The organism is Micromonospora sp. CPCC 205739 (assembly GCF_036906795.1).
Classification (GTDB): domain Bacteria; phylum Actinomycetota; class Actinomycetes; order Mycobacteriales; family Micromonosporaceae; genus Micromonospora.
Map to the genome: position 1 here is coordinate 70,227 of NZ_JBAKHS010000007.1, position 21,445 is coordinate 91,671.

The following is a 21,445-nucleotide window of genomic DNA, read 5'->3' on the forward strand; positions in this document are numbered from 1 at the left end:
AGCAAGCTGGCGGCGGTGTCGAAGGCGATCGAGTACGACTACGACTTCACCCGGCTGAAGGCGATCCGGTACCCGGTCTTCCCGGCCAACAACGTCAGCTACACCTACGGGGCGCCCGGCGCGCCGGAGAACGCCGCCAACCGGATCACCGACATGGTCGACGGCGCCGGCAAGGTCAACCGCCGGTACGGCCCGCTCGGCGAGCTGATCAAGGAGACCCGCACCACCCCGGCCCAGGGCAGCCACATCCAGACCTTCACCACCGAGTACCGGTACGACTCGTTCAACCGGATGCTCTCGATGACCTGGCCGGACGGGGAGAAGCTCTCCTACCACTACAACAGCGGCGGCCAGGTCGACTCGGCCCGGGGCGTCAAGGGCGAGTTCAGCTACGACTACCTCAAGCGGCTGGACTACGACAAGTTCGAGCAGCGGATCCTGCTGGAGACCGGCAACGGCACCCGCACCCGCTACTCGTACAACACCGAGGACCGGCGGCTGAGCAAGATCCAGGCGAACCTGTCCAACGGCTACGTCTTCCACAACCTGGACTACAGCTACGACAACGTCGGCAACATCATGTCGATCGTCAACGACACGGTGGCCCCCAGCGGCCCCGAGGTCGGCATGCAGGTCGGCGGCCCGAGCACGCAGAGCTACACCTACGACGACCTGTACCAGCTCACCCACGCGGAGGGCAGCTACCAGCCGCGTACCCCGCAGACCGACCGCTACCGGGTCGACCTGAAGTACGACAGCCTGCACAACATCACCAGCAAGAGCCAGACCCACGAGCTGGTCAGCAACGGCAACACCATCGTCGACGGCAAGCTCAGCTACAACTACGGGTACGCCTACGGCAGCGGAAAGCCGCACGCGCCGACCAGCATCGGCATCTACACCTTCCAGTACGACCAGAACGGCAACCAGATCAGCCGGGAGCAGCAGCCCCGGCCGCGCCGGCAGATGATCTGGGACGAGGAGAACCGCCTCGCCTGCAGCCACGAGAACGTGCAGAGCAAGACGCTGCCGCAGACCCCGGCGTCCTGCGACAACGCCGGCGGCACCCCGAACAGCGCCCGCTACTACTACGACGACCAGGGCAGCCGGGTGGTCAAGGACGGGGCGCAGTTCCACATCTACCCGAACCAGAACTACTCCACCCGGGGCAACCAGCAGTTCAAGCACGTCTACATCGGCCAGGACAAGCTGACCACCAAGCTGGTCGAGCCGGACTTCCGCCGCGAGGACCGGCAGTACTACTCGCACAGCGACCACCTCGGGTCGACCGGGTTCGTCACCGACGACCAGGGCGGCATGAGCGAGCACATGCTGTACTTCCCCGGCGGCGAGACCTGGGTCAGCGAGCACTCGTCGCAGCCGGTGCCGCACCAGTTCAGCGGCAAGGAGTACGACCAGGAGACCAACCTCTACTACTACGGCGCCCGCTACTACGACCCCCGTACCCAGGTCTGGCAGACGCCCGACCCGGTGCTGGAGAACTACCTGGAGGGCAGCCCGAACGGTGGCGTGTACGCGTCGATGAACCTGGCGCTCTACACGTACGCCTACAACAACCCGATACGCCTGGGTGATCCCGACGGGCGGTTCCCCTGGAACAGGGTGCTCGGCGGGGTGAAACTCGTCGGCGGCGTCGCCGAGGCGGCGGCGGGCGTGGCCCTCGGGGCCGCCACGAGCTGGACGGGTGTGGGCGCGGTCGCCGGTGGCGCGGTGGCGGTGCACGGCGTCGACGTCGCCATCAGCGGCGCCCGGCAGTTGTTCAGCGGCGAGGAGACCAGCTCCTTCACCAGTTCGGGCCTCCAGGCGGCCGGGGTCAGCAAGTCCAACGCGGAACTGATCGACGCGGGCATCTCGATCGTCGGCAGCGCCGGCGCGAGCATGGCCACCTCGGCGATCAAGGGAGCGGCCACCGCGGCGCCGAAGGTGGCGGCGGCCGCCGCGGACGACGTCGCAGCCCGGGCGGTGCCCAGCACCGCGGAGAAGGTGGTCGAGACGGCCGCCAAGATCCCCTGTGTCGGCAACAGCTTCGCCGCGGGCACCCGGGTGGTGATGGCCGACGGCAGCACCAAGCCGATCGAGGACGTCCGCACCGGCGACCTGGTCCTCGCCGAGGACCCGGAGACCGGTGAGCGCGGACCCCGCGAGGTCACTCACCTGATCATCGGTCAGGGCGTGAAGCACCTGGTCGACGTCGAGGTCAACGGCGAGGTCATCACCGCCACCGACAAGCACCCGTTCTGGGTGGTGGGGGCCCGGGCCTGGGTCGACGCCGGTGATCTCGCGCTCGGGGACGTCGTCCGGCTGGCCGACGGCCGCACCGCCCTGGTGGACGGAGTCGCGCGCTACAGCCGGGTCGACCGGGTGCACAACCTGACCGTCGCCGGCATCCACACGTACTACGTGGTGACCGGCGACGGCCGGGCGGCCGACGCGGTGCTCGTCCACAACTCGGGTCCGTGTTCGGTGAACGCGAAGGCCCTGGCGGGGAGCCTCACCGCGGCGAACGTGGTCCGCCCGGCGGAGACCGCCGCGCACCACATCGTGGCCAGCGGCGCCAAGGCGGCGGCACCGGCCCGGGCGCACCTGACCAGCCTCGGGGTGGGCATCAACGAGGCGGCGAACGGCGTCTACCTGCCCCGGTTCGTCAGCTCGGCCAACCCGCTCGGCGCGGCCGTGCACTCCACCACCCACAGTCCGGCCTACTACGCCGAGGTCAACCGGTTGATCCTGCAGACCAAGACCGCGGCCGAGGCACGCAACGTGCTGGCGTACATCGGTAAGCAGCTGGCGGCCGGGCCGTGGCCGTAGGCCGACCCGCCGACGCCCGGGCCCCGCGACGGCGGGCCCGGGCGGGCAGGATGACGACATGACCCGACGACTGCCGATCGACGCCGCCGAGGCCGCCTTCCGCGACCTCGGCGGCTTCGCCGCGCCGGACACCACCGTCCCGCCGCCGGCCCGGCTGCTGGACGCCGTGCGGCGCTTCGCCGCCGTCGAGTTCGAGGTGTCGACCGAGCTGCCGGACCAGGACGGCCTGCTGTTCCAGTACGCGGCGGTCGGCGCGACCGGCGACGCCGCGTTCGTCCTGAGCATCGTGCGCCAGTTCGACGTGGTCGACGCCGACGGCGACCACGAGGAGTACGTCCAGCTGCACGCCGAGTACCGGTTCGGGCCGGACCCGGAGTGGTCCGGGCACCACGAGGACTGGTGGTTCCGGGGCGGGCCGGAGCCGTTCGACGACTGGTTCGCCCGGATCTCGACCCACCCGGTCTGGGACCGCTTCACCCACTCGCCGCCGACCGGGTTCGAGATCTCGCAGGAGAGCGTCTGAGCCGCGTCCCCGGGCCCTCGACGGCACCCGGGGACGCGGCGCGACCGGTCAGTCCAGGTCGTCGCAGACGTTGTGCGTGGTGCCGTGCACCATCGTGAGGGTCTTGTAGAACGTCGGGCTGAACTCCATGCGGTACACCCCGTCGACGAGCCAGTAGCCGCGCGGCAGCGTCCCGCCGTCCGGCCGGAAGCCGAAGAGCGCCGGGCCGTGGGCGTACCAGGTCTGCGAACCGTCCGGGTGGTACTCGATCAGGGCGGTGCCGCTGGCGTCGACCTCGGTGGTCGCCCCGGACTCGGTGTTGGTCACCTCGACGATCAGGCCGCCCGCGTACAGCTCGCGGCGGGGCGAGCCGTCCGGGTTGGTGTCCAGCACCAGCTTGCGGACCTCGTCGCGGACGGACTCGCTGTGGATGGCGAAGTCGCACCGCGCCCCGGCGGGCTGGTCGAAGGGCGCCTGCGGGGCGGGCACCCAGCCGTGCGTACCCCCGGTGGTCTGCGCGGACGCCGGGACCGGTGCGGCCACGACGACCGCGGCCAGGACCGCCACGGCGGCGATGCTCGTTCTCTTACGCATCTCTGCTCCTTGATCGGTGTCGGAACGCCACCACCCTCACCCCCTCCCCTCACCACCTGCTGACCACCGCCGCCTCCTCCCCCGACGCCGAGTCGTGGCGACACCGCCGTTCGGCGGGTGACGGCGGGGCGGGATCACCATCGGATCACCGGGGTGGCAACCGGGGCGGGGGGCCAGGGGGTCACAGAGGCATGGAGTTCCTTCTGCTGGGGCCGTTCGAGGCGCGCCAGGACGGGGAGCCGGTCGAGCTGGGCTGCCGCCGCCAGGAACGGTGCATCCTCGGCGTGCTGCTGCTCGACGTCGGTCACCTGGTCGGCACCGACCGGCTCATCGACCTGCTGTGGCACGACGACCCGCCGGCCTCGGCCCGGGGCGCCGTGCACACGTACATCGGACGGTTGCGGGCGTCGCTGGCCCCGTACCAGGTCCGGATCACCACCCGGGGCGACGGCTACCTGGTGGAACCCGACGGGCACCGGGTGGACGCGGTGGAGTTCGCCCGGCTGGTGGACCGGGCGGCGGCCACCACCGATCCGGGCGAGCGGGTCCGGCTGCTGGACCGGGCGCTGGCGCTGCGGCGGGGTCCGCTGCTCGCCGACACCGCCGACGACGAGCTGCGCGAGCGGCTGGACGGGCCGTGGGAGGAGCGCCGGCTCACCGGCGTCGAGCTGCGCGCCGAGGCGCGGCTCGCGCTGGGCCAGCACGCCCGCGTGGTGACCGAGCTGACGCCGGTGGTGGGCCGGCACCCGACCCGGGAGCACCTGGTCGCCACCCTGATGACCGCGCTGTACCGGGGCGACCGGCAGGCCGACGCGCTGCGGCTGTACCGGAGCACCCGCCGCACGCTCGTGGACGACCTGGGGATCGAGCCCGGCGACCGGCTGCGGGAGGTGCACCGCCGGATCCTGCGCGCCGACCACCGCCTGGAGCGGACCGGCCGGCCGGTGTACGAGGTGCGGGTCCGCGGCGAGGCGCTGCCGTGGAGCGTCGGCGGGCATCCGGCGCTGGAGTTCTGCAACACGTTCGCCGGCTGGGGCCACCAGCCCCCGATACCGGGCGCGGAGTGGCTGCGCGGCTACCGCACCCTGGCGGTCTGGACCGGCCACGTGGGGTTGGCCGACGAGGTGAGCGTGGGCCGCCTGCTCGATCTGGCCCGCCGCGACCCGGTCCGGGCCAGCGCCGCGCTCGACGAGGCCCGCGCGCTGCGCGCCCGGCTGTACGCCTGCCTGACCGACCCCGAGGACGGCCCGGCCTTCGACGCCGTCGCCCGGTACGCCGAGGAGGCCGCGAAGACGCTGGTCTTCCGGCGCGACGTCGACGGCCGCGGCCGGTGGTGGCCGGACCTGACCGCCGGGCTGCGGCTGCCCGTGCACGCGGTCGCCTGGAGCGCCGCCGAACTGCTGGCCGACCCGCGCCGGCTCACCGTCCGGGCGTGCCCCGACGAGCGGTGCGGGTGGTTGTTCCTCGACGAGAGCGGCCTGCGACGCTGGTGCAGCCTCGCCACGTGCGGCCGGTCCGCCACGGAGGCACCCTGCGAGGGCGGGTCGGCACCGCCTGGCAGGCTGGCCGGGTGGACGCAGACGAGGTGACCGCCCTGCTGACCGAGTTCGCCGCCCACGGGCTGCGGGCCTGGGTGGCCGGCGGCTGGGCGGTCGACGCGGTGGTCGGCCGGCAGACCCGACCGCACGGCGATCTCGACCTCGCCGTCGACGCGGCCCAGCAGGCGGAGGTCCTCGCCCTGCTGGACCGGCTCGGCTTCGCCGTGACCGTCGACTGGCTGCCGGTCCGCGCCGAGCTGACCGCGCCGGACGGCCGGCGGGTCGACCTGCACCCGGTGGCGTTCCGACCGGACGGCAGTGGGGTGCAGGAGGGACTGGACGGCACCAGCTTCGGCTACGCCGCGGACGGCTTCGCCGAGGGCACCATCGGTGGGCGGCCGGTGCCCTGCCTGTCGGTGGCCCAGCAGCTGCGCTTCCGGGAGGGCTATTCGCCGCGCGCCGTCGATCAGCACGACATCGCCCTGCTCAGGGCAACGGTCGGCTGAGTCAGCCCAGCCTCCCCTGGCGCTCGTCGCCGGTGTCGACAAACCGGGTCAGGCACCACTGCCCGTCGGCGTTCTCGTCCACCGGGCCAGTCTGCCACCGCGCCGGGACGCCCCCGGGCCGGGAGTCAGAGGTACGCCCCACCCTCCTCGGTGACGCGGGCGACCAACAGCCCGATCCGGGCGGGGCCGGGCAGCCAGGGGTCGACGCCGCCCACCTCGGCGCGCAGGTGCGCGCCCTCGACCCGCACGCCGCCGTTCCAGGGTGCCGGCCAGCTGGTGAACCGCCGCACCTCCACCAGGCCGTCGGCGGTCAGGCTCACCAGCGCCCCGGCGAGCGCCGGCACGGCCTCCTCGACCGTCGGGGACCTCGCGCCGTTGTCGAACCAGGCGTCGGCGATCTCGGGCAGGGACGCGTCGCCGTCGGACTCGTGCAGTACGAAGTACTCCACCTGGGTCAGGCCGGTCCGCTCCCTCATTCGTCCATTTTCTCCTGTTCGCCGCCGCACCCGCATTCGGCCCCACCCCGGGCGAATCGCGAGGCTTCTGCACGTTGCGATGCGGCGGGGACAGCCCGAGAGTGCCAGGGCGCTGCGGAGTCGCGGGTACCTCCGGCACCCGCCGGAGGTACCCGGCATGCTCCGGGCGGTCAAAGGATCTCAGCCCGCGGCGGACGACAAAAGCAAAGGCAAGGAGATCGCACTCCTTGCCACTTCTAACGTATAGCGCACCGGGGGGCTTGCGGCAAGACCTGGGTCTTACCGCAGAATCGGCGGCCGGACACAGCACCGACGAGGAACTGGGGGCACGACGTGGGTGTGTTGTCGATGTACGAGGGACGCGGCGACCTCGAACCAGACATGAGGACGTGCCCGACAAGCACGGCTGCCTCGGAGGTGTCGCGATGATCGAGCGGTACGTGTTGGATCTTCAAGAGGTTGACGAGACGCAGGTCGCGGTCGTCGGCGGCAAGGCCGCGCACCTGGGCGGGCTGTCGCGGATCGACGGCATCCGGGTGCCGGCCGGGTTTTGCGTGACGACGGCCGCCTTCCGGCGGATCATGGCGGAAGCGCCGTCGATCGACGGTCGGCTCGATCAGCTGTCGCGCCTGAACCCGGATGACCGGGAGGCGATCCGCACGCTCAGCGCGGAGATCCGCCGGACCATCGAAGGGATCGCCATCCCGGGCGATCTGGCGGCGGCGATCACCCGCGCGCTCGCCCAGTTCGGCGAGCTGGCCGCCTACGCCGTGCGATCCAGCGCGACGGCAGAGGATTTGCCGACGGCATCCTTCGCCGGTCAGCAGGACACGTACCTGAACGTCGTGGGGCCGGCGGCGATCCTCCAGCACGTCAGCCGGTGCTGGGCGTCGCTGTTCACCGAGCGGGCAGTGACCTACCGCCTGCGGAACGGCATCGACCACCGTACGGTCCAGATGGCCGTGGTCGTGCAGCGGATGGTCTTCTCGGATGCGGCCGGCATCCTGTTCACGGCCGACCCCGTCACGGGCAACCGGAAGGTCGCCACCGTCGACGCCAGCTTCGGCCTCGGCGAGGCCCTGGTTTCCGGCCTGGTGAACCCGGACGTCTTCAAGGTGCGCGACGGCGAGGTCGTCGCCGAGGCGGTCGCTGCCAAACGGCGTGCCGTTCACGCCCTGCCGGCTGGCGGCACGCAGGAAGTGGCGATCGACCCGCAGCGGCAGGAGCAGCCGGCGCTGACGGATGCGCAGGTCGTGCGGCTCGTGCAGCTCGGGCGGCGGATCGAAGAGCATTTCGGCCACCCGCAGGACATCGAATGGTGCCTGGTCGACGATGACTTCCAGATCGTGCAGAGCCGGCCAATCACCACGCTGTTCCCCATCCCCGCGGCCAGCGACCGGGAGAACCACGTCTACGCCTCCGTCGGTCATCAGCAGATGATGACCGACCCCATGAAGCCACTGGGGCTCTCCATGTGGCAACTGACGGCCATGGCGCCGATGCACGAGGCCGGCGGGAGACTGTTCGTCGACGTCACCCGGCACCTGGCCTCGCCCGCGAGCCGCGCCGGCCTCCTGGACATGGTGGGGAGGAGCGATCCGCTGACCAGGGACGCACTGGAGACCGTCCTCGGCCGCGACGACTTCGTCCCGTCGCTCCCGGACGCGGGTCCCGGCAGGCCGCCGGTCGGCGGCGCGTCCGCCCCGATCGAGACCGATCCGGCCATCGTCACCGAGCTGATCGAGCGCAGCCAGGCCTCCATCGCCGCCCTGCGGCGCGACATCGCGACGTTGACCGGACCGGCGCTGTTCGACTTCCTGCTGGAGGCCTTCCAGGAGCAGAAGCGAGTCCTCAGTGATCCGTTGAGCATGCAGGCGATCATGGCGGGGATGGAGGCCACCTGGTGGCTCAACGACCAACTGCAGGAATGGCTGGGCGAGAAGAACGCCGCCGACACCCTCACGCTGTCCGCCCCCGGCAACGTCACGTCCGAGATGGGACTGGCGCTGCTCGACGTCGCGGACGTGATCCGCCCGCACCCGGAGGTGGTGACGTTCCTGCAGGGCGTCGAGGACGACCGCTTCCTGGACGAGCTGCCGAAGCTCGCGGGCGGGACCGAAGCGCGCGACGCCATCGAGGCCTACCTCGACCGGTACGGCATGCGCTGCGCCGGCGAGATCGACATCACGAGGCCGCGCTGGAGCGAACGGCCGACCACGCTCGTGCCCCTGATCCTCGACCACGTCAAGCTCTTCGAGCCGGGCGCCGCCGAGCGGCGCTTCGCGCAAGGGCGGGAGCAGGCGCAGCAGAAGGAGCAGGACGTGCTCTCCCGCTTGCGGGCCCTGCCGGACGGGGAGCACAAGGCCAACGAGGCCAAGCGGATGATCGACCGGCTCCGGACCTTCATCGGCTACCGGGAGTACCCGAAGTACGGCATCATCAGCCGCTACTTCGTCTACAAGCAGGCCCTGCTGGAAGAGGCCGAGCGCCTCGTGCGGGCCGACGTGCTCACCGAGAAGGAGGACATCTTCTACCTCACGTTCCAGGAGCTCCACGACGTCGTGCGCTCGAACAGCGCGGATGACCAGCTCATCCAGCAGCGCAAGGACGCGTTCCGGTCGTACCACGCGCTCACGCCGCCCCGGGTGCTGACCTCGGATGGCGAGGCCATCGCCGGGGCGTACCGACGCGACGACGTGCCGACCGGCGCCCTGATCGGCCTACCGGTCTCCGCCGGGACCATCGAAGGGCGCGCCCGCGTCATCCTGGACATGGCCCAGGCTGATCTCGAACCGGGTGACATCCTCGTCACGGCCCACACGGATCCGAGCTGGACGCCCCTCTTCGTCGCCGTCACAGGCCTGGTGACGGAGGTCGGAGGATTGATGACCCACGGCGCAGTGATCGCACGGGAGTACGGCCTGCCGGCTGTCGTCGGGGTGGCAGATGCCACCCGGCTGATTGCCGATGGGCAGCGGATCCGCGTGCACGGCAGCGACGGGTACGTCGAGATTCTGCCTTGACCGACCACACACCGAGCAGGCCCGTCTGCCTTGGCGAGCACATATGCCCACAGGCAGACGCAGCGGCGACGGCGCAGCGATAGCCTGCCGTCATGGCGAGCGCTGAACTGGATGAGTTGATCGTCGCGGACGCCGACGCGTTGCGCGCGTGGTTGTCGGCCAACCACGCCACGTCGCCCGGTGTCTGGCTCGCCCTGACCAAGAAGGGCGGCACGGTCACGACGCTGACCTGGCAGCAGGCGGTCGACGAGGCCCTGTGTTTCGGCTGGATCGACGGGCAGGCCCGTAAACGGGATCAGGAAACCTCCTGGATCCGGTTCACCCCTCGCAGGCCCCGCAGTTCCTGGTCACAACGCAACGTCGCCCACGTGGCCCGGCTGGAGGCGCAGGGGCGCATGCTGCCCCCAGGCCGCGTCGCGGTAGAAGCCGCGAAGGCGGACGGGCGGTGGGCGGCCGCCTACGCCCCGCCGTCGGAAGCCGAGGTACCGGCCGACCTCCTCGCCGCCATCGCCGCCGACCCCGCCGCCCAGGCCATGTTCGACGTACTCACCAAAACCAACCGGTTCGCTCTCATCCACCGCGTCAACGCCGTCAAACGGGCGCAGACCCGCGAGCGGAAGATCAGCGAGCTCGTCGCCATGCTGGCCCGCCACGAGACGATCTACCCGCAGAAGGTCAAGCCTCCGAACTCGCCGTAATCGGCACCTTCATGATCATGTGCACTCATCTACCGCGGTCCGCGCCTCAGGGCCGGTATCGAAGTCGGCTGCGGCGTCTGAGCTGTCATGCCGTAGCGCAGGAGTCCGGCGGGCCGCAGCCCCGACGTGACAACCGCGGCCGACGCCTACCGGACCGGTGGTTGGAGAATGAGGAATGCCCTTGATCGACTCCGTCCGTCGAATCGCGGCGGTTCTGGCGCGGCTTGCGCCGCCGTATGGGCCGCTGGAGCTGCCACCGCCGGTCCCTCTGGACGAGCCACTCGACGACATCGCCCCCGGGTACGCCGAGTTCCTTCGCCTTGCCGACGGGGGTGACTGTGGAAGCACCGGCGACATCCGGCTGTGGTCGGCAGCATCCGTGCGCCAGACGCCGTGGATGGCTGAAGACCTGCCGGGCGGTGATGCGCGCTGGTGCGTGGTCGCGGACGTCCTGCAGAACCCCGTCTTCGTTGAGCGTGCAACCGGCGAGGTGTGGTGGTTCTCCGACCTGAACATCGTCTGGTACACCGACAGCGAACTTGCCAGTTTCGCCAAGCTGGCCGACGACGTCGCCGGGTTCATCGACTACCTCATCCTCGGTCCTGGGTACGCCCAGCACCTTTCCAGCGGGCGAGACGATCCGTGGCTGGAGGCGCTGTCAGCGGTGAGTGAGGTGCGTCAGCACTACTGACTGCGCGTGCAGGCGGACCATTTCAAGCGGTCACAGCGGTGGGGCAGCGTCGGTCGAGGGATATTCGTCAAACAGTTCTAGGGATCAGCGTTCGGATAGCCTTCAGCCCGCCAATGCCTGTCCTGCCGCGCGATGTCCGTGGTCAGGGCCAGTCCCCACGCCTCCAACACGCGCCGAATCCACGCTGTGCGTCATGACGTCGCCACCTGCGCGCCGTCCGGACGTTCAGTGGGGAAACGCGCGGGGGATGCGTGGGCTGAGGAGTTCGTCGCGGAACGCTTGGATGCGCGTGATGACCTGTCGCCTGCCGATGGTGTTCTCGATGCGGTCGAGGTACAGGCATCGGGCGGCGAGTTTGTCGAGGTCGACGGTGAAGTAGATCGCCATCAGCGGGTTGACGAACAGGTCGCCGCCGCCGGTGCGCCGGGTGAACCGGACGTCTCCGAACGCGCCGCTGGTGGCGGCGGCGATCTGTCCGTGGACGATGCTTGGCCGGTCCGGGGTGGCGGCCTGGGCGTCGGCTACGGCATCGCGGTACAGCGCCGCCTCCCGGCTCGATCCGGGGATGGACAGGGCACCGAGGTAGCCGCCGTCGCGGTCGAGTGCGGCGAGGTTCTCCAGCACCTGGACGTGGTTGACGCCGTCGTAGGCGTCGATGCCGAAGCCGAGACTGGTCACCAGCTTGACCGGCACGTCCAGCGCGGCCACGGCGGCCAGGCTGGTGATGTCCTCCACCGGGGTGCCGAGATCGCTCTCGTCGCCGCGCAGCAGGACGTCGGTGCCGCCGTCGACCAGCACCACCGCATCGATGTCGAGTTGTTCGACCAGGTGCCGGTACGCCGCCCGTAACGGCTGGACACCGAGCGGCGGAACGGCGTACACGGTCGACGGCAGTTCCTGAGCCGCCAGCCACCGGGCGAGTGTCCGTTCGGGGAAGTACCAGTCCGGGCTGGTGGTGTCCGGCTGCACCGCCGCGACGTGCTCCGTCATCCACGCGTCCTGATCGATCAGTTCGAGCTGGGAGAAGGACAGGCTGGCCAGGTGCACCTGTGCGCCGCCGCGCCACAGGGCGAACGCCAAGGGCAGGCCGGCGTACACGTCGAACCCACCGCCCGCCCCGGCGATGAGGATGCTCCGCGCCGGAGCCAGCGCGGCAAACAGCGGCGGAACGGCCAACGAGAACTCACCGGGGTCGGCCGGCAGCGCGGCAGGGTTCATCACCGCTCAATGATCAGCCACGCCCCTGCTATCCAAAACGCACAGGGCCGGACTTGTCCCAAGGTCCCCGTCGCTGCCGGGGTGCCTGTCGATCTGAGGTCAGCGGGTAGCGGCGGCCAGGAACATGGGGACGGCGACCATCAGCCGCCCGCTGGCGGCACGTCGGGTCTGCTCGCTGACCCATGCCTCGGCCTGCTCGACACTGACGGCGCCAGTCTGACAGGCGGCGTCAGCGTGTCCGGCGAGCAGCGGCTGCATTGTGGCGTCGGTGAATATCGCGGTGCGGACCTCTACCTCGACGTCATGGAAGCCGGTGTCGAGCAGCAGGTTGCGGTAGGCGCGGGCGATGCGGGGGTGGGGGATGGTGTCGGCGCGGGCGTGCACGATGCGGCGGGTCAGGTCGGGTTGGTCAGAGTCGATGATCATGGTGTCCCAGTCCTGGCCAAGCAGCACGATGCGGCCGCCGGGGGCGAGGACCCGGCGGGCTTCGATCAGGGCGGCGGAGGGTTCGGGCAGCACGTGGTACACCTTGTCGGCTCGGTAGCCGTGGGCCTGCCCGTCGCCTATGGGCAGATCGGTGGCGTCGGCGGCGCGCACGTCGATGTCGGGGAACCGGCTGCGGGCGGCGGCCAGCATCGCGGGGTCGAGGTCCACACCGATGGCGCGGGCGCCGTGCTGGGCGAGTTCGGCGACGGCACGGCCGGTGCCGCAGCCGACGTCGACCACTGTCGCGCCGGGGTGCAGCCGTAGCAGCTGGTAGCTGCGCGTGCGTAGCGTGGCGGCGTCGGGCGTGGTTTCGGCGGCGTCGAGTGTTCGGATGAGCCTTTCGACGTTCGTGTAGGCGGTGTGCGTGTCGGGCATGCGCCCTAGTGTGTGACTTCAGGTAGACCTGAAGTCAACTTTGCTCCAGTCAAGGTGAACGTGAAGTCGGTGAGATGGTCGATGGAGTACTCGATCGGGGAACTGGCGGCCCGCTTCGGTCTGGCCACGCACGTTCTGCGGCATTGGGAGGACATGGGATTGCTGGCGCCGGCGCGGCGGGTGGCGGGCCGCCGGGTGTACGGCGCGGTGGATGTGACCCGGGTGGCGGAGATCCTGCTGGGTAAAGAGGCGGGGTTCAGTCTGGAGCAGTTGCGGGAGCTGTTCATCGCTCCGGATCGGGAGCGGCGACGGGATCTGCTGCGTGGCCAGTTGGCCCAGGTGCGCGAGCGCATCGCCCGGCTCACGCTGTCGCAGACGCTGCTGGAGCACGCATTGCGATGCCGGCACCCGGACTACCAGTCGTGCCCGCAGTTCCAGGCGATGGTGCTCGCGCGGCTGGACGGGGTCGATACGGCTGAGGCTCTGGACCACCACTGATCCCACAGTCCGCCGACGGAGGTCAGACACTTCGGTCCGCGACGGACAGTGCGCGGCGTCGGAAGACAGGGTCAAGCGCTGGCGGCAGAACCTACCGGCTTCAGGCGCCCAGGTCGTAGTCCACGTCGGAGCGGAAGTAGACGACACCGCTGGCCCGGTCCAGCCAGTACCAGGCCGAACCGGCGTCGGTCCCCGCGTCGAAGCGCGCGTCCAGTGCCGACCCCGACCACCAGTCGGGGCGGGACGGCAGCCACGGCGACAGCCGCTCGTCGGGTGCGACGGAGCCGACGGGATCCCCGGCGTGCGGTGCCAGTCGCGTCAAGGCGGCCCCGTCGGCGACCCGGGCGACACCCTCGCGGGCCAGGCGCAGGGATCCGGGGCTGAGGTCGCAGAGTCCGCCGTCGACCCGCTGCACCCAGTACACCTCCAAAACCGGCCCGAGCGGTGCCAACTCCCGGGCGACCGGCGCGACGTCGGTGTGCAGCGGCGCGGCGACCGCCGCCTCCCGCTCGGCGCAGCTCGCCCCCGAGAACGACGGGGCGAGTCCCACCGCGCAGAGCCCGATCAGCACGACGGCCCAGAGCGCGACCGGCCACGCACCGCGGACCCCCCGCCTCACCGACACGGCTCCCGGGGAATCACGGACCGGCAACACAGGAACATGGCAGGAGGCTACGCCCGACGCGCCGGGCCGGAGTCGCCGTCGCCCGGCCGGTCCGCCAGCGCCACCCGGACCGCCTCCTCCGGGATGTCGACGTGCTGCGGACCGGGCACCGGCGCGCCGGTGGCGTCCAGCACCCGCCAGCCGCCGAGCACCACCACCGGCACCCCGCCCCGGCGCATCGCCAGCGCCACCTCGCTGAGGGTGCCCCAGGAGCCGCCCACCGCGATCACCGCGTCGGCGCTCCACACCAGCACGGCGTTGCGGGCCTGGCCCAGGTTGGTCAGCAGCGTCGCCGACGCGTCGGCGACCGGGCCGGGGGCGGTGCCGTCGTCGGGGCGTACCGCGATGACCAGACCGTGGTGGGCCCGGGCGCCGGCGGCGACCGCGGCCATCACCCCGCCGCCACCTCCGCAGAGGACGGTCGCGCCGCGCGCGGCGAGCAGCTCCCCCACCCGGCGGGCGTGGGCCAGCTCGGCCGGCGTCGCCGACGCCGGGCCGCAGACCGCCACCTGCACCACCCGGCCTCACCCCCACGGCGAGGGTAGCGCCGGGCGTGGCCACCCCGCCGGTACGCCACAGGAACCCCCAGCGTGGACCGGCACTCGTACCATCCCCGGCATGGGGCGTGACCTGGCGGAAACACCGGAGCGACGGCGACTCGGTGGCTTCGACTGGCAGCTGCTCCTCATCGTCGGCGGCTTCGCCGGATTCCTCGGCGTGCTCGGCCTGCTGCTGCTCGTGCAGGGGGTGGGCGCCACCCTCGCCGAGTACGCCGGGTCGCCCGGCCAGGTGCGGATCACCCGGTGTGTCCCGTTCGAGGGAAAGAACGAGGGGTGGACCTGCACCGGGGAGTTCGTGGCCGACGGCGGAGAGTTCCGCATCGCCGAGGTGACGATCGAGCCGTACCTGGAGGAACGCCCGGTCGGCCCGGTCCCGGCGCGAGTCGTCGACCAGGACTCCGACGAGGCCTGGATCCCGAGCCTGGTGCCGCTCACCGCCGGCGGCGGCGGCCTCGCGTTCCTGGGTATGGCCGGGTGGGTCGTGTGGGGGTGTTCCGTTCCGGCGACCCGGAGGAGAACCTGTCGAAGCGGGCCCGCCGGCGCCTGGAACGGCAGCGGCGCGGCCCGGCCGGCCCGCCGCAGCTGGGCAACCGGGCTCGCAGCCGACGCCGCAGGCGACGCCAATCCCCGACGTGAGGTGGCTCCCCGGTGTGCACACCGGGGAGCCACCTGGGCCGGCGGTCAGAAGACCGTGACGCCGTACCTGCTCAGGGCCTCCTTGACCGGCTGGAAGAAGGTCTGGCCGCCGGTGCGGCAGTTGCCGCTTCCGCCGGAGGTCAGGCCGAGCGCGGTGCTGCCGGCGTAGAGCGGGCCGCCGCTGTCGCCGCCCTCGGCGCAGACGTTGGTGGCGATCATGCCGCGCACCGTGCCCTCCGCGTACCGGACGGTGGCGTTGAGGCCGGTCACCCGTCCGCTGTGGGTGCCGGTTGTGCTGCCCCGGCGGGTCACCGTCTGGCCGACGAAGGCGTCACCGGCGGTGGTGATGTCCTGCGTGCCGACGGAGCCGTCGATGGCGACCGAGGTGTTGGTGTAGCGGACGATGCCGTAGTCGTTGCCGGGGAAGCTGCTGCCGGTCCGGTCGCCGAGCTTGGTGCTCAGCGCCGAGTTGGCGTACCAGCTCGCCGACAGGTTGGTGCAGTGCCCGGCGGTGAGGAAGTAGTAGGTGCTGCCGCTGCGCACGTTGAAGCCGAGCGAGCAGCGGTAGCCGCCGCCGTAGATGGCGTCGCCGCCGGAGATCCGCATGCTCAGCGCCCCGGCCAGGTCGGTCGTGCGCGCGCTGCCGCCGGAGGCGGCCACGGCGGCCCGGATGCGGGCCCGGTCGGCGGCGCTGACCGTGCTGTCCACGCCGACCACGACCTGGTTGGTCACCGGGTCGACGTACGTCGCGGTGCCGGTGACGCCGAGGTCCACCCGGGACTGCGCGCGCTCCAGCGCGGCGGTGCTGCGGGTGACCAGACGAGCCTGCCCGCCGGCGGCCCGGACCGTGGCGGCGGCCCGTGCGTCGGTCACCGCGACCACGGTACGCCCGGAGGCGTCGACGTAGGAGCCGGCGGTGCGCTCGGCGCCGAGGGTGGCCGTGAGGGTGGCGGCCCGTTCGGCGGACAGGGGTGCGGGGGCGGCGTACGCCGGTGCCGCGGCGACGGCGCCGGTGAGCAGGGCGACGGTGACGGCGGACATCACACCACGTCGAGTGAGTCTCACGCGTTCCTCCCGGGGAGGCTGGACGGCCCGATCGGCCGATCGATGACTGCACATGTTTCTCGCGGGTGCCGGGCCGGATCCAGGCTGTCGGCGCGGTTGTTCACCCGGGGTCGGACCGGACGTGGCCGCGTAACGTGCCGAGATCGATGGACGCTGTTGGAAGTGGGCCCGCTGCCGGCTCAGGGTCGGGCTCCCGACGGAGTGTCGACGCCGCCCGCCGGGTCGGTTAGCCTGCCGGCCATGTCATCGACGCTGACCGAAGCGACCGATCCGTACTGCCTGCGCGAGGGCGAGAGCGCGACGCTGCTGGCCGGGCATCCGTGGCGCCGGTTCGTGGTGCTGGGCGACAGCGTCGCCGAGGGGATGTGCGAGCCGGTCGACGGGTACCCGCCGGTGCAGTGGGCGGACCGGATCGCCGCCGAGCTGCGCGCGGTCCGCCCCGGGCTGGCGTACCTCAATCTGGGCCGGCGGGGGCTGCGGGCGCACGAGGTGCGCGCGGCGCAACTGGACGCGGCGCTGGCCTTCGAGCCGGACCTGGCGCTGGTGGTCTGCGGCGGCAACGACGCGTTCCGCCCGGCCTTCGACCCGGACGCGGTCGACGCCGAGCTGGCCGCGATGATCGGCGCGCTGCGGGCGGCCGGGGCGGACGTGGTCACCGTCGGCATGTTCGACGTCTCGCACAGCCCGGCCGTCCCGGAGCAGGTCCGGCCCGGACTCCGCGAGCGGATGCGCCGCCTTTCCGTACACACCGGGCGGCTCGCCGCGCGGCTGGGGACGGTGCACGTGCACCTCACCGACCACCCGGCGGGCGCGGAGGCGTCGCTGTACAGCAGCGACGGCCGGCACGGCAGCGCCCGCAGCGACGCCATCGCGGCGGCGGAGACGGTACGCCGGCTCGGCGCCCACCTCGCCGCCCGGCGCGCGCCCCGCCCGTGACCCGTGATCGTCCGTCGTCTCCGGCCGGGAGACGACAGACGATCCGCGGCGGGGTCAGTCGGTGAGCAGCATGCCGGTCATCAGCACGCCGCGAGCCAGGTTGAGCACCCCCTCGCAGCCGGGGTAGCCGACCCGGGCCAGCGCGCCGGAGCCGGTACGGCCGAACAGGTACGGGGCGATGCTGTACGGCACCTCGGCGGTGACGACCTCCCCGGTCTCGATCTGCACGAAGTCCATCGCCACCCGGTCGGCGGGCATGTACCGCTGGAGGATGTTGCCGCCCCGTGCCACGGCCGCGCGCACCCCGTCGGCCCAGGCCGCCGCGCTCAGCTCCGGGCCGATCAGCACGTCGTGGCCGGCGGAGCCGTCGGCGGGCTTGGCGACCAGCTCCGCCTGCTCGGCCAGCGCCCGGTCCAGCTCGGCCTCGGTGAGCACCACGGTGTGCGGCACGTACCGGCGGACCAGGACCTGGTCCTCGGCGGGCAGCAGATCCAGGTCCTCGTAGAGCCAGGCGAAGTTGACCTTGTTGCCGAGCAGCCAGGCGGCGGTGCTGACGAACATCGGCAGGGTGCCGGCGGCGAGCGCGCCCGCCACCGCCTCCAGGCCCGCGCTCGGCGTGACCCGGTTCGGCACGAAGAGCCGGAACAGCGCGTCCACCGGCGCGCCGCCCACCACCAGCCGCCGCTCGGCGTCGAGGGTGGCGGTGGCGACCGGGGCGATGACCAGGTCGATGCCGAAGCGCCGGGCCTGGTCCACCAGGGGCGAGAGGATCCGGATGAAGGTCTCCGGGTCGTCCAGCCCCGGGTAGTCCGCGTCGAAGTCCATCAGCAGCGCCACCCGGGCCCCCTCGGCCAGGCCCAGCTCGTCGCGGATCGCCACGAACCGCTGGTCCAGCAGGGAGGGCGCCGGCCGGGCCGGCACGCCGTCGAGCAGGCCGCGCTCCCGGTAGAGCTGGGCGAAGCGCTGGATCACGGTGTCCGCGTCGAAGCCGCCGCCGAGGCTGCTGTCGATGTTGTACTCGACGATCCGCGGCTCCCCGCCGGAGAGCAGCACGTCCGGCCGGTACGCGGCGAGCAGCGCCTCGGACAGCGGCTCGTCCTCGTCGAGCAGGCGGGTCTCCCCCGCCGGCACGCCGAGCAGCCGGCGCAGCTCCCCCGCCGTGCGGGCGCGCCGCCGGCAGGCGTCCAGGACGAGCTGGGCGATCCGGTCGCAGACCTCGTTGAGTTCGCGGAAGGAGTCGGCGGTCATCACCGTCGGCCGGGCCAGCCGCCACTGCTTGTTGTACGTCGCCCGACCGTGGAAGATCCGCTCCCACTCCTGCGCCCCGGCGGCGACCATCGCCCGGCGGGTGGCCTCCGGCAGGTCGGTCCACGCCCGGCCGGCCGGCGGCCACCGGTAGTTCACATCGATCATGATCCGTCCTTGGTCACGTGGTGGATGGCGGCGGTGAGGGCCGCCCGGCCGGGCTGCACGGCCCGGTCCAGCGCGGGCGCGAACGGCAGCACCGCGCCGTCCGGGCGGGTCACCCGCCGGGGCGGGGCGGCCAGCGGCACCCGCTCCACGACACTGGCGATGATCTCTGCGGCGATGCCGCAGGAGCGGTTGGAGTCGTCGAGCACCACCAGCCGCCCGGTCCGGCTCACCGAGTCGACCAGCCCGTCGAGGTCGAACGGGTAGAGCGTGCGCGGGTCGAAGACCTCCACCGACACCTGGTCGGCCAGTTCCCCGGCGACCGCGAGCGCGTCGTGCACCAGGTGCCCGACGGCGACCACGGTCACGTCGTCACCGGCCCGGCGCACCACGCCCCGGCCCAGCGGCACCGGGGCGAGGGCGGCGAAGTCGACGTCCTCGCGGACGTCGAGCGCGCCGGCCGGGGCGAAGACCACCACCGGGTCGTCGTGCCGGATCGCCGAGACCAGCAGCCCGTACGCGTCGGTCGGGGTGGCCGGCACCGCGGTGACGATCCCGACGTGGGCGAAGAGCGAGTACGGGTGGTCGGAGTGCTGCCCCGCCCAGCCCGTGCGGGAGCCGGAGCCGGGCACCAGGTAGGTGACCGGGGCGGCGCACTGCCCGCCGGTCATCAGCGGGAACTTGTGCGCGTGGTTGACGATCTGCTCGAAGACCAGGAACAGCAGCGACGGGATCTGGAACTCCACCACCGGGCGCATCCCGGCCAGCGCCGCGCCGGTGGCGAAGCTGGTGAACGCCTGCTCCGACAGGGGCGTGTCCAGGACCCGCTCCGGCCCGAAGCGCTTCAGCAGGCCGGCGGTGACGTTCGACGCGGCCACCCGGATGTCCTCGCCGAGCAGGAACACGTTCTCGTCGCGGGCGAGTTCGTCGGCGAGCGCCCGGGTCAGCGCCCTGCGGTAGGACAACCGTGGCATCAGCCACCTCCCGTCCGGGCGGTCAGCCCGCTGGCGTACAGGTGATCCAGCGCGCCGGCCGGGTCCGGCTCGGGGCTGGCCAGGGCGAACGCGACGGCCGCGTCGAGCGTCGACTCGACTTCCGCGTCGACGGCCGCCCGGTCCGCCGGGGCGAGCCGGGCGCCCTGGATGTCGACCGGGTCCCGGGAGCGCCCCTCGGCCACCTCCTCCGGCGGGCGGTAGTCGAGGCGTACCGCGTGTTCGAAGGTGTGGTGGGCGTCGAAGCGGTAGGTGCGGGCCTCGACCAGCTCCGGGCCGCCGCCGGCGCGCATCCGGGCGACGGCGGCGGCCGCGGCGGCGCGTACCGTCTCCGGGTCCTGGCCGTCCACGACGGCGGCCGGCATGCCGAACGCCTCGGCCCGGCCGACGATGCTGCCGGCGACCGCGCCGGCGACCGGCATGGTGGTGGCGTAGCCGTTGTTCTCGCAGACGAAGAGGACCGGTACCCGCCAGAGCGCGGCCAGGTTGAACGCCTCCAGCAGCATCCCCTCGTTGACCGCGCCGTCGCCGAAGAACGTCGCCCCCACCACGTCGTCGCCGCGCCGCCGGCGGGCCCAGACCGCGCCGGTCAGGATCGCCCCGGACGCGCCGACGATGGCGTTGGCGCCGAGCACCCCGAGGGCGAAGTCGGCGGCGTGCATCGAGCCGCCCCGGCCCCGGTTAAGCCCGGTCTCCCGGCCGAGCAGCTCGGCCATCATCCGGGCCGGGTCGGCGCCCTTGGCGAGCACGTGCCCGTGCCCGCGATGGGTGCCGGTGACCAGGTCGGAGTCGCGCAGCGCGGCGCACACCCCGGCGGCGATCCCCTCCTGACCGAGGTACGGGTGGATGCCGCCGACGATCGCCCCGGAGTGGACCAGTTCGACGGCCCGCTCCTCGAACCGGCGGATCAGCCGTACCGTGCGGTAGAGCCGGACCGGGTCGGCGGCCGTCACGTGTCGCGCCCCTCCTTCACCGCGGCGAGGATGTCGTCCCAGAGCGCGGCCCGGGCGGTGAGCGCCAGGTTGACCGTGTCGGCGCACTCCTGCCACTTGGCGTCGTCGTCGCCGCAGAGGTCGGCGAGCATCTGCATCGCCATCGGGGTGTGCTGCTCCCCGTCGACCTCGATGTGCCGCTCCAGGTAGTCGACGAACGTGTGCAGCCGGTTGCTGCGCTCGTTGACGGCGACGACCTGGGTGAACATGTCGGGGATCAGGTCCTCCCGGCCGAAGGCGAACGCGGCGGCCTGGCAGTGCACCGGGGTGGACTCGATGATCCGCCAGGTGGTGGCGGCGAACCGCGCCGAGGGGGCGGGGACGCCGGCTTCGACCAGCGCGTCGGTCACCGGGCGGCCCGCCCGCAGCAGGTCGACCAGCGCGTCCACCACGGTGGTGTCGGCGCCCGCCTCGCGCATGCCGCGCACGTAGAGCTCGAAGTGGCTGATGTAGCCCTCGCCGAGCTCGTCGCTCTCCTCCACCATCACGATGTCGTTGATCAGGCGGCGGCTGCCGGAGGGGCCGGTCGGGATCCACGGCACGGTGACGCAGGTGAGCTGCCGCTGCAAGGACTTCAGCAGGGACATGAAGTCCCAGACCGCGAAGACGTGGTGCTCCATGAAGGTGACCAGCGCCTCGTGGGTGTCCAGGTTGGCGTAGAGCGGGTGCTTGACCACCGCGTCGCGGCGGTCGGTCACCGCCTTCTCCAGCCGTTCGATGCCCGGGTGCGTCCGACCCCAGTCGTAGCGGGACATG

At 72.1% G+C, this 21,445-nt stretch carries 20 protein-coding genes; 9 read left to right on the forward strand and 11 right to left on the reverse strand.

The genetic code is table 11. The features are described 5' to 3' along the window. Positions 1-15: 15 nt before the first annotated feature. A complete protein-coding gene (locus tag V6U88_RS12660; RefSeq protein ID WP_334452655.1) occupies positions 16-2,829 on the forward strand; it encodes a polymorphic toxin-type HINT domain-containing protein in 2,814 nt (937 codons plus the stop codon). A gap of 58 nt (positions 2,830-2,887) precedes the next feature. Beyond that, positions 2,888-3,352 (forward strand): hypothetical protein, encoded by a 465-nt coding sequence (locus tag V6U88_RS12665; RefSeq protein WP_334452656.1) that lies wholly within the window; start codon positions 2,888-2,890, stop codon positions 3,350-3,352. 48 nt (positions 3,353-3,400) lie between these two features. Here V6U88_RS12665 and V6U88_RS12670 read toward each other — a convergent pair whose 3' ends face one another. Further along, the gene (locus tag V6U88_RS12670; RefSeq protein WP_334452657.1) at positions 3,401-3,925 is read right to left on the reverse strand and encodes a hypothetical protein; all 525 of its coding nucleotides are present in this window, start codon (positions 3,923-3,925) and stop codon (positions 3,401-3,403) included. Between the two features lie 191 nt (positions 3,926-4,116). Here V6U88_RS12670 and V6U88_RS12675 point away from each other — a divergent pair, with 191 nt between their 5' ends. Next, entirely contained in the window at positions 4,117-5,514 is a 1,398-nt protein-coding gene (locus tag V6U88_RS12675; RefSeq protein ID WP_334452658.1) for a BTAD domain-containing putative transcriptional regulator, read from the forward strand. Continuing rightward, positions 5,496-5,969 carry a nucleotidyltransferase domain-containing protein gene (locus V6U88_RS12680; protein ID WP_334452659.1) on the forward strand — a complete coding sequence of 158 codons (474 nt, stop codon included), beginning with the start codon at positions 5,496-5,498 and terminating at the stop codon, positions 5,967-5,969. Before V6U88_RS12675 ends, V6U88_RS12680 begins: the two co-directional genes overlap by 19 nt. A gap of 125 nt (positions 5,970-6,094) precedes the next feature. On the opposite strand, the gene V6U88_RS12685 is transcribed toward V6U88_RS12680, so the two are convergent. Then, the gene (locus V6U88_RS12685) at positions 6,095-6,445 is read right to left on the reverse strand and encodes a hypothetical protein (protein ID WP_334452660.1); all 351 of its coding nucleotides are present in this window, start codon (positions 6,443-6,445) and stop codon (positions 6,095-6,097) included. 425 nt (positions 6,446-6,870) lie between these two features. On the opposite strand from V6U88_RS12685, the gene rph reads away from it, so the two are divergent. From rph to V6U88_RS12700, 3 genes are all read left to right on the forward strand, one after another. After that, positions 6,871-9,468: a rifamycin-inactivating phosphotransferase gene (rph, locus tag V6U88_RS12690; protein WP_334452663.1), complete on the forward strand. Its 2,598-nt coding sequence runs from the start codon at positions 6,871-6,873 to the stop codon at positions 9,466-9,468. Between the two features lie 92 nt (positions 9,469-9,560). Next, positions 9,561-10,166, forward strand: coding sequence for a YdeI/OmpD-associated family protein (locus tag V6U88_RS12695; RefSeq protein ID WP_334452665.1), 606 nt, complete (start codon positions 9,561-9,563; stop codon positions 10,164-10,166). A gap of 181 nt (positions 10,167-10,347) precedes the next feature. Then, the gene (locus tag V6U88_RS12700) at positions 10,348-10,857 is read left to right on the forward strand and encodes a hypothetical protein (protein WP_334452667.1); all 510 of its coding nucleotides are present in this window, start codon (positions 10,348-10,350) and stop codon (positions 10,855-10,857) included. A 225-nt stretch (positions 10,858-11,082) separates the two neighbouring features. On the opposite strand, the gene V6U88_RS12705 is transcribed toward V6U88_RS12700, so the two are convergent. Together V6U88_RS12705 and V6U88_RS12710 are read right to left on the reverse strand one after the other, a co-directional pair. Then, positions 11,083-12,075 (reverse strand): DUF1152 domain-containing protein, encoded by a 993-nt coding sequence (locus V6U88_RS12705; RefSeq protein WP_334452669.1) that lies wholly within the window; start codon positions 12,073-12,075, stop codon positions 11,083-11,085. 99 nt (positions 12,076-12,174) lie between these two features. Continuing rightward, positions 12,175-12,936, reverse strand: coding sequence for a methyltransferase domain-containing protein (locus V6U88_RS12710; RefSeq protein WP_334452670.1), 762 nt, complete (start codon positions 12,934-12,936; stop codon positions 12,175-12,177). Between the two features lie 81 nt (positions 12,937-13,017). On the opposite strand from V6U88_RS12710, the gene V6U88_RS12715 reads away from it, so the two are divergent. Further along, positions 13,018-13,434 (forward strand): MerR family transcriptional regulator, encoded by a 417-nt coding sequence (locus V6U88_RS12715; protein ID WP_334452672.1) that lies wholly within the window; start codon positions 13,018-13,020, stop codon positions 13,432-13,434. Between the two features lie 100 nt (positions 13,435-13,534). Here V6U88_RS12715 and V6U88_RS12720 read toward each other — a convergent pair whose 3' ends face one another. From V6U88_RS12720 to V6U88_RS12730, 3 genes are all read right to left on the reverse strand, one after another. Then, positions 13,535-14,053: a hypothetical protein gene (locus V6U88_RS12720; RefSeq protein ID WP_334452674.1), complete on the reverse strand. Its 519-nt coding sequence runs from the start codon at positions 14,051-14,053 to the stop codon at positions 13,535-13,537. A gap of 53 nt (positions 14,054-14,106) precedes the next feature. Then, positions 14,107-14,616, reverse strand: a complete 510-nt coding sequence (locus tag V6U88_RS12725; protein ID WP_334452675.1) for a dethiobiotin synthetase — start codon at positions 14,614-14,616, stop codon at positions 14,107-14,109. A gap of 723 nt (positions 14,617-15,339) precedes the next feature. Next, on the reverse strand, positions 15,340-16,335 hold the full coding sequence (locus V6U88_RS12730) for a S1 family peptidase (RefSeq protein ID WP_334452678.1): 996 nt from the start codon (positions 16,333-16,335) through the stop codon (positions 15,340-15,342). Between the two features lie 264 nt (positions 16,336-16,599). Between V6U88_RS12730 and V6U88_RS12735 the strand changes: the two genes are divergently transcribed. Continuing rightward, the gene (locus tag V6U88_RS12735; RefSeq protein WP_334452679.1) at positions 16,600-17,295 is read left to right on the forward strand and encodes an SGNH/GDSL hydrolase family protein; all 696 of its coding nucleotides are present in this window, start codon (positions 16,600-16,602) and stop codon (positions 17,293-17,295) included. Between the two features lie 54 nt (positions 17,296-17,349). On the opposite strand, the gene V6U88_RS12740 is transcribed toward V6U88_RS12735, so the two are convergent. Genes V6U88_RS12740 through V6U88_RS12755 form a run of 4 tightly spaced genes read right to left on the reverse strand, consistent with a single transcriptional unit; the run spans position 17,350 to position 21,444 of the window. Continuing rightward, the gene (locus V6U88_RS12740) at positions 17,350-18,708 is read right to left on the reverse strand and encodes a hypothetical protein (protein WP_334452681.1); all 1,359 of its coding nucleotides are present in this window, start codon (positions 18,706-18,708) and stop codon (positions 17,350-17,352) included. Beyond that, on the reverse strand, positions 18,705-19,679 hold the full coding sequence (locus V6U88_RS12745; RefSeq protein ID WP_334452683.1) for an alpha-ketoacid dehydrogenase subunit beta: 975 nt from the start codon (positions 19,677-19,679) through the stop codon (positions 18,705-18,707). The genes V6U88_RS12740 and V6U88_RS12745 overlap by 4 nt, the downstream gene beginning before the upstream one ends. After that, entirely contained in the window at positions 19,679-20,650 is a 972-nt protein-coding gene (locus tag V6U88_RS12750) for a thiamine pyrophosphate-dependent dehydrogenase E1 component subunit alpha (protein WP_334452684.1), read from the reverse strand. Before V6U88_RS12750 ends, V6U88_RS12745 begins: the two co-directional genes overlap by 1 nt. Continuing rightward, on the reverse strand, positions 20,647-21,444 hold the full coding sequence (locus V6U88_RS12755; RefSeq protein ID WP_334452686.1) for a DUF3050 domain-containing protein: 798 nt from the start codon (positions 21,442-21,444) through the stop codon (positions 20,647-20,649). The genes V6U88_RS12750 and V6U88_RS12755 overlap by 4 nt, the downstream gene beginning before the upstream one ends. Between the last annotated feature and the right edge of the window lies 1 nt (position 21,445).